The sequence below is a fragment of the Ruegeria sp. HKCCD6426 genome, assembly GCF_057221115.1.
The window spans coordinates 181,399-189,027 of record NZ_JBWVBF010000008.1 but is presented as its reverse complement, the minus strand read 5'-3'; the positions used below and the strand labels follow the sequence as shown (position 1 = coordinate 189,027).

The 7,629-nt window shown below is 58.0% G+C and carries 6 protein-coding genes; 3 read left to right on the top strand and 3 right to left on the bottom strand.

Going from position 1 to position 7,629, the window contains the following annotated elements; all coding sequences use genetic code 11:
* The first annotated feature begins 249 nt into the window (after positions 1-249).
* From AC2TDA_RS20190 to AC2TDA_RS20180, 3 genes are all read left to right on the top strand, one after another.
* Complete coding sequence (locus AC2TDA_RS20190) at positions 250-1,404, top strand: phosphoserine transaminase (RefSeq protein ID WP_480880545.1); 1,155 nt, start codon at positions 250-252, stop codon at positions 1,402-1,404.
* 69 nt (positions 1,405-1,473) lie between these two features.
* Positions 1,474-3,069 (top strand): phosphoglycerate dehydrogenase, encoded by a 1,596-nt coding sequence (serA, locus tag AC2TDA_RS20185; protein ID WP_480880544.1) that lies wholly within the window; start codon positions 1,474-1,476, stop codon positions 3,067-3,069.
* 122 nt (positions 3,070-3,191) lie between these two features.
* The gene (locus AC2TDA_RS20180) at positions 3,192-3,929 is read left to right on the top strand and encodes a metallophosphoesterase family protein (RefSeq protein WP_480880543.1); all 738 of its coding nucleotides are present in this window, start codon (positions 3,192-3,194) and stop codon (positions 3,927-3,929) included.
* On the opposite strand, the gene AC2TDA_RS20175 is transcribed toward AC2TDA_RS20180, so the two are convergent.
* The 3 genes from AC2TDA_RS20175 to AC2TDA_RS20165 all read right to left on the bottom strand — a co-directional run bounded on the left by AC2TDA_RS20175 (position 3,916) and on the right by AC2TDA_RS20165 (position 7,606).
* Positions 3,916-5,433 (bottom strand): malonate--CoA ligase, encoded by a 1,518-nt coding sequence (locus AC2TDA_RS20175; RefSeq protein ID WP_480880542.1) that lies wholly within the window; start codon positions 5,431-5,433, stop codon positions 3,916-3,918. The two genes, AC2TDA_RS20180 and AC2TDA_RS20175, sit on opposite strands and share 14 nt — an antisense overlap.
* Positions 5,434-5,531: 98 nt before the next feature.
* The gene (locus tag AC2TDA_RS20170) at positions 5,532-6,236 is read right to left on the bottom strand and encodes a histidine utilization transcriptional repressor HutC (RefSeq protein ID WP_480849626.1); all 705 of its coding nucleotides are present in this window, start codon (positions 6,234-6,236) and stop codon (positions 5,532-5,534) included.
* Positions 6,237-6,250: 14 nt separating this feature from the next.
* Positions 6,251-7,606 carry a formimidoylglutamate deiminase gene (locus AC2TDA_RS20165; RefSeq protein ID WP_480880541.1) on the bottom strand — a complete coding sequence of 452 codons (1,356 nt, stop codon included), beginning with the start codon at positions 7,604-7,606 and terminating at the stop codon, positions 6,251-6,253.
* Positions 7,607-7,629: the final 23 nt, after the last annotated feature.

Sequence of the window (7,629 nt, the reverse complement as noted above, 5' to 3'; positions counted from 1 at the left end):
AAACCTCGTCTGCACATGCCCTCCAATGGAAGCGTATGAGGAAGCAGCAGAGTAAAAATACGCCCCCGCCGAGAAATCGGCGGGGTTTTTCGCCAATCGGAAACCTGTGTTCCGAATTGTGACCACTTCCGATGTCGTTTTTCTTCGATGAAGCGTCTTTTGCGCTTGCTGCGAGTGCGGGGCGCCCATACCTCTGCCCGTGGGACACCCCTCCCCAACGAGGGGCGTGTATCTGGAAGGGTAATACACATGACGATCGAACAACCGGCGACGCGGCCGGCGAATCCGCGTTTCTCCTCGGGCCCCTGCGCCAAACCCCCCACATTTGATCTGAGCAAGCTTGCCGACGCCGCCTTGGGGCGGTCGCACCGTGCAGCGGTTGGCAAGGACAAGCTGAAGGCCGCCATCGAAGGCACGCGCGAAGTGCTGGGCATTCCGGCGGATTACAAGATTGGCATCGTTCCCGCCTCGGACACCGGCGCGGTTGAGATGGCGCTGTGGTCGCTGTTGGGCGAACGCAAGGTTGAGATGCTGGCGTGGGAAAGCTTTGGTTCGGGCTGGGTCACGGATGTAGTCAAGCAGCTGAAGATCGACGCCGACGTAAAGACCGCGGATTACGGTCAGATCGTTGATCTGGCATCTGTCGACTTCACTAATGACGTTGTATTCACGTGGAATGGGACGACCTCGGGCGTGCGGGTTCCGAATGGCGATTGGATTGCGGATGACCGTCAGGGCCTGACGATCTGTGATGCGACCTCGGCGGCGTTTGCAATGGAACTACCCTGGGACAAGCTGGATGTGACGACGTTCAGCTGGCAGAAGGTTCTGGGAGGCGAGGCGGCGCATGGTATGCTGATCCTGAGCCCCCGGGCTGTCGAGCGATTGGAGAGCTACACTCCCGCCTGGCCCCTGCCCAAGATTTTCCGCCTGACCAAAGGTGGCAAGCTGATCGATGGCATCTTTACTGGTGCGACGATCAACACGCCTTCGATGTTGGCAGTCGAGGACTATCTGTTTGCGTTGGACTGGGCGTGTTCGGTTGGGGGGCTGCAAGGGCTGATCGCTCGGGCGGATGCCAATGCCGGTGCTGTTCATGCGTTCTGCGCACAAAACGATTGGATCGCCAATTTGGCCGAGGACGCGGCAACGCAATCGAACACGTCTGTCTGCCTGAAATTTACTGACGCGCGCATTCAGGATGGCGCGACATTCGCCAAGGCGGTAGCCAAAAGGCTGGAAGCAGAGAGCATTGCGTTGGACATTGGCGCCTATCGCGACGCGCCTGCGGGACTGCGGATCTGGTGCGGCGGAACGGTCGAAACCTCGGATATCGAGGCGATGCTGCCGTGGCTCGCATGGGCCTTCGAGGCCGAGATCGCAGCGCAAACAGAAGCTGCCTGAACACGTTTCCCCAACATATCCCGGGCCACATCTGGCCCGGGTGTCTCTCAAAATTCAAGGACCAGAGAAATGGCCCCCAAAGTACTCGTTTCTGACAAACTCAGCGAAACTGCGGTTCAGATCTTTCGTGACCGCGGCATCGACGTGGATTTCATGCCCGATCTGGGCAAGGACAAGGACAAGCTGGCTGAGGTAATTGGCCAGTATGATGGTCTTGCGATCCGCTCGGCTACCAAGGTTACGCCCACCCTGCTGGAGAAGGCAGATAATTTGAAGGTTATTGGTCGTGCCGGGATCGGCACGGACAATGTCGACAAAGATGCTGCGTCCAAAAAGGGTGTGATCGTGATGAACACACCGTTCGGCAACATGATCACAACCGCCGAACATGCCATCGCGATGATGTTTGCCGTGGCGCGCCAGATCCCCGAGGCCAGCACGTCGACCCATGCGGGCAAGTGGGAAAAGTCCAAGTTCATGGGAATCGAACTGACCAATAAGACCCTCGGTGTGATCGGTGCGGGCAATATTGGCGGGATCGTCTGCGAACGAGCTCTGGGCTTGAAGATGAAGGTCGTCGCATACGATCCCTACCTGGGCGAAGAGAAAGCCGCCAAAATGGGCGTTGAAAAGGTCGAATTGGACGAATTGCTAGCGCGTGCCGATTTCATCACCCTGCACGTGCCGCTGACAGATCAGACCCGGAACATTCTGAGCCGAGAGAACCTGGCCAAGGCCAAACCGGGTGTCCGCATTATCAACTGCGCGCGCGGTGGTCTGGTAGACGAAGTGGCCCTGGCTGAAATGCTGCAATCGGGTCACGTCGCAGGTGCGGCTTTCGATGTGTTCAGCGAGGAACCCGCCAAGGAAAATGCTCTGTTCAACCTGCCCAACGTCGTCTGCACGCCCCACCTTGGAGCGGCAACGACCGAGGCACAGGAGAACGTAGCGCTGCAGGTGGCCGAACAGATCTCGAATTACCTGCTGACCGGTGCGGTTGAAAACGCATTGAACATGCCCAGCGTCACCGCCGAAGAGGCGAAGGTCATGGGGCCGTGGATCAAGCTGGCCGGGCATCTGGGCAGTTTCATCGGCCAAATGACGGATGAACCGATCAAGGCGATCAACATCCTCTATGACGGTGTGGCGGCTGAGATGAATCTGGCAGCGCTGAATTGTTCGGTGGTCGCTGGGATCATGAAAAAGTTCAATCCCGAGGTGAACATGGTGTCGGCGCCGGTCGTCGCCAGGGAGCGGGGGATTCAGATCTCGACGACCAATCAGGACAAATCCGGTGCATTCGAAGGATATATCAAGGTCACCGTCGTGACTGAAAAGCGTGAGCGTTCTATCGGTGGCACGGTGTTCAGTGACGGCAAACCGCGTTTCATCCAGATCAAGGGCATCAATATCGATGCCGAGGTGGGCGCACACATGCTCTACACCACCAACGAGGACGTGCCGGGAATCATCGGCACGCTGGGTCAGACCATGGGCGAAAGCGACGTGAATATCGCGAACTTTACCCTTGGCCGATCCGAAGCGGGGGGAGAGGCGATCGCGTTGCTTTATGTGGATGAACCTGTCCCGGCTGAAGCACGCGCCAAGCTGGCGGAGACGGGACTGTTTACGCAAATCAAACCCTTGGAGTTCGATGTGGCCTGACGCGCCTTGTGTTGAGTTTCGGAGACAATTTGATGCCCGCGCCCTCAAAGGCGCGGGCATTGTCTTTTGCGCTGCCGCGTTTTGCGCCAAAAGGTGGGCAAATCAGGCGCTGAGGACATGTCATGACGAACCCGATTTATGCTGTCGGTGACTTGCACGGGCAGGTCGCAGAATTCGAACGGGTTCTGTCGCTGATCGAACGTGATGGTGGCAGAGAAGCGCGCGTCGTATTTCTGGGCGATTATGTTGACCGGGGACCGGACAGCCGTGGCCTGTTGGACGTGATGATCTCGGGCCGAGACGCGGGTAGAGACTGGGTCACCTTGCTGGGAAACCACGACAGGATGTTTGCATGGTTTCTGGAAGACGCACCTCGGCATGATCCGCATCTGCTGGTCGGCTATCACTGGCTGCATGATCGACTAGGCGGTATCGAGACTTTGCGCAGTTACGGGGTTGAGTTCGAAGGGCGAATTCGGCTGGAGGATCTGCACGCGATGGCACTGGCAGCCGTGCCAAATTCTCATGTGACTTTCCTGCGTGATCTTGTTGTGATGCACCAGACAGCTGAACTGGCATTTGTGCATGCAGGAATCCGCCCTGGTATCCCGCTGAACGAGCAGGCCGAAAACGATCTTGTCTGGATACGGCAGAGCTTTCACAGCCATGGCGGCTCGCATCCGAAACTGATCGTCCATGGTCATACACCGGTGGATCGCGCCACACACTATGGGAACCGTGTGAACCTTGATACCGGAGCAGGCTATGGCCGTGCCGCAAGCGTGGCAGTTTTCGAAGGCCGTTCGTGTTGGCTGCTGACGGACACCGGACGCATTCCGCTGAATCCTAGCCCGTCGTGAACATGTCCTTGTAGGCCGCGCGCAAGGCGTTCTTCTGCACCTTGCCCATCGTGTTTCGCGGAAGCTCGTCCAACACGATCAGCTTGCGCGGATGTTTGAACCGGGCAAGCTCGGTCTGAACTGACGCCAGTATCGCGTGCAAATCCGGAGCCTCTCCTGGTTTTGGCACCAGAATACCGAGAACGGTTTCGCCGAAATCCGGATGTGGTACGCCTATGACCGCGCTTTCCAACACGCCGGGCTGGTCATCCAGCAGCAACTCGATTTCCTTGGGATAGATGTTGTAGCCGCCCGAAATAATTAGATCTTTGCCGCGTCCGACGATGTGGACATAGCCGTCCTCGTCCACACGTCCCAGGTCGCCGGTGATGAAGAACCCGTCCTCGCGCAGCTCGGCAGCTGTTTTCTCGGGCATCTGCCAATAACCTTTGAACACGTTTGGCCCGCGTACCTCGATCATGCCGATCTCGCCCTTTGGCAGGTCGTCACCCGTTTCCGGGCCGGTGATTTTCAGTTCGACGTCAGGCAAAGGGAACCCGACCGTCCCCGCCCGGCGTTCGCCGTCATAGGGGTTTGACGTGTTCATATTGGTTTCCGTCATGCCATAGCGTTCCAGAATGCGGTGCTTTGTGCGGGCCTCGAAACGTTCGTGGGTTTCGGCTAAAAGAGGGGCTGAGCCCGAAATGAACAGGCGCATATGCCTCGCCAGATTTCCGGTAAAACGATCATCGCTGAGCATGCGGGTGTAGAAGGTCGGCACCCCCATCATTGATGTCGCCTTTGGCAGAAGGCGCAGCACATCGTCCAAATTGAATTTCGGTAGAAAGATCATCGACCCGCCAGAAGCAAGCATAACATTTGTGGCCACAAACAGCCCATGGGAGTGGAAGATCGGCAGGGAATGTAGCAGCACGTCTTCGCTGGTGTACCGCCATTCTTTCACAAGGGTTTCCGCATTCGACAGCAGGTTGGCCTGGGTCAGCATCGCACCCTTAGACCGGCCTGTAGTGCCGGACGTATAGAGGAAGGCGGCCAGATCGTTTTCGGTCCGCTTTACCGGTTCGAAAGCGGGCAGCATACCAAAGGCGCGGCGCATCAGACTGCCGGATCCGTCTGCGTTCAGTGTCTCGAGCTGTGCTTTCTGAGCCTGCGCCACGAGGGTCAGATCGGCTTCGTCAACGGCATCGCACACGACCAGCCGGGCACCGCTGTTTTCGATGAAATAGCTCAGCTCATTTGTTGTATAGGCGGTGTTTAGCGGCAGAAAGATCAGCCCTGTTTGCGCGCAAGCGGCATAGAGCGCCAGTGCCTCGGGCGACTTTTCAACCTGCACCGCGACCCGGTCGCCGGGCACCAGCTCCAGACCGACAAGGGCATTCGCGATACGGGCGGCCATGTCCAAAAACTCTGCATGGGTCAAGGTTCGGCCATCCGGCAGATGAAGAAACGGCGTCGTTTTACCCAGGTGAATGCCGAACAAGCGATCAAATAGCGGGTTGCCCATCCGGTTTTCCTTTCCGTCGTCTTTGGGTCGATCGGAGTGAATTTGTCTTGGAATGCCATGAGGGTAAAGCCCTGTGAAGGCTCAGGTCAGGCCGGATGTCAGATTTGTGTCGTCATTCGGTAACCTGCGCCAAAATACAGTTTGGCAAAGGTTACGGGCTGGCCCTGTAACCAGGTAATGCGTTCGGCAGTAAAGACAGGCTCACCTTCGGGGACGTCCAGAAATTCAGCCACCCTGGCGTCTGCGCGGCTGGCCAGAAAGGTCAATTCGACATTGGTAAAGGGCACCGTCTGCACCAGCCAATCATTCGGGCCGACCGAAGTGAAATCCGCCTGTGTCACCTGCGGCACGCTGTCGATCACAATCCAGCGGTCCTCGTACTGAAACGGTGTGTTGCCGGAATAATGCATGCAGCGGACGTGCATTACCGATTGCTCAGCAGTCAGCGCCAGCCGGGCACTGAGCCAATCGGGCGCGGGGTGTGTCTCGGTCGAGACCAAGGCATAGCGATAGGTGCCGCCCAATGCCTCGATTTCGTCGCGAACCAGAGGGATTGTAAATCGCGCCTGTCTGTGCGGCGAACTCAGTACCCGCGTGCCAGCCTTGCGACGGCGTTCCAAGTAACCTTCATCTGCCAGTTCGCGCAGAGCCCGATTAACCGTGGTGCGGGTACAGGAAAACGTGACCGCAAGATCCTGTTCGTTGGGCAGCAGCATGTCAGGTGGCCACTCGCCCGAGCGGATGCGATGCAGCACGGTCTGCTTGATGTCCTTATAGCTGGTCGTGTCGCTGTGTTGCGTCATGCCGTTGCTCCAAGTCAGTCGTCGGCCAGCAGGTCGGCGACGGCGGCGCGATAGGCGGGCAGAATGGTGTCTCGTGCAATGTGACGTCCCCCTTGAACCATATGCCGCCCCGCGGACCACAGATCGGTTACCAAACCGTCCGGAGCTGCAAAGCACAACCCATCCAGTAATTGATCATCGCGCAGCGCGCAGAGGGCAGGGTGAGCCCGTTCGATACTCACCAGATCGGCCAGTTTTCCGGGCGCGATTTCTCCGGCCTTGCGTCCAAGAGCCTGCGCACCACCCTTTGCCGCGCCGGTATACAATGCATGCCCCACAGAGCCCTCATCCTTGACCAGAATTGTGCGTCCCATATCGCGCAGGCGTTGAGAATACTCCAGCATGCGCAGCTCTTCCGGCAAGGAAATACGAACGTTCGAATCCGAACCGATTCCGAAGACACCACCGTTTTCAATGTAGGTGGCTCCGTTGAAGACACCGTCGCCCAGATTGGCCTCGGTGATCGGGCACAGTCCTGCAACAGCGCCGGATTGAGCCAGGCCGCGGGTTTCGTCGTCGGTCATGTGAGTCGCGTGGATCAGGCACCAACGGTCGTCAACATTCACATTGTTCAGCAACCACTCGATCGGGCGCTGACCCAGCGCGGCCTCGACATCCGAAACTTCTTTGAGCTGTTCTGAAATGTGAATATGCACGGGCCCGCGTGGAACCAGACCGAGTACCTGTTGCAAATCCGCGGGAGTTGTTGCGCGTAGGGAATGCGGAGCGATGCCAAGAACCGAGTCGTCATGGGGCAGCGCTGTACGGCACTCCGCGATAAGGTCCAGAAATCGTCCGACTTCATTGCCAAACCGCATCTGACCACCCGCAAGAGGTTGCTGCGATACGCCACCATGGGTGTAAAGCACCGGCAAATGCGTCAGGCCGATACCGGTTTGCTTGGCCGCGGCGAAGATGCGCTGGCTGAGTTCGGATAGCTGTGCATATGGCGTGCCGCCCGGTTGATGGTGAACATAGTGAAACTCACCAACCGAGGCATACCCGGCTTCCTGCATTTCCATGTAAACCAGCGCGGCAATTGCCTGAACTTGCTTTGGCGTCAGCCGTTCCAAAAAACGGTACATCAGGTTGCGCCATGTCCAGAAACTCTCGCGCCCGGCGGCTCGGACTTCGGTCATTCCAGCCATGGCCCGCTGAAATGCGTGACTGTGCAGGTTTCCAAGCGCGGGTAGCAGGACGTCGACCTGCACGTCACCGGGCTGTGCGGTGGCTCCGTGTTCGAGCGTGCTGATATGTCCCTGTTCGATCTCCACCCGAATATCCGTCGCCCAGTCAGTACCGATAAGGGCGGATTTTGCGTGAATACTCATGGCGGACCTATTTTGTGTAGACT

What these genes read in the sequence shown, in the direction of transcription:
- AC2TDA_RS20190 (WP_480880545.1), top strand. Translation starts at nt 250, where the DNA reads ATGACGATCGAACAACCGGCGACGCGGCCGGCGAATCCGCGTTTCTCC.
- AC2TDA_RS20175 (WP_480880542.1), bottom strand. Translation starts at nt 5,433, where the DNA reads ATGGGCAACCCGCTATTTGATCGCTTGTTCGGCATTCACCTGGGTAAA.
- AC2TDA_RS20170 (WP_480849626.1), bottom strand. Translation starts at nt 6,236, where the DNA reads ATGACGCAACACAGCGACACGACCAGCTATAAGGACATCAAGCAGACC.
- AC2TDA_RS20180 (WP_480880543.1), top strand. Translation starts at nt 3,192, where the DNA reads ATGACGAACCCGATTTATGCTGTCGGTGACTTGCACGGGCAGGTCGCA.
- serA (WP_480880544.1), top strand. Translation starts at nt 1,474, where the DNA reads ATGGCCCCCAAAGTACTCGTTTCTGACAAACTCAGCGAAACTGCGGTT.
- AC2TDA_RS20165 (WP_480880541.1), bottom strand. Translation starts at nt 7,606, where the DNA reads ATGAGTATTCACGCAAAATCCGCCCTTATCGGTACTGACTGGGCGACG.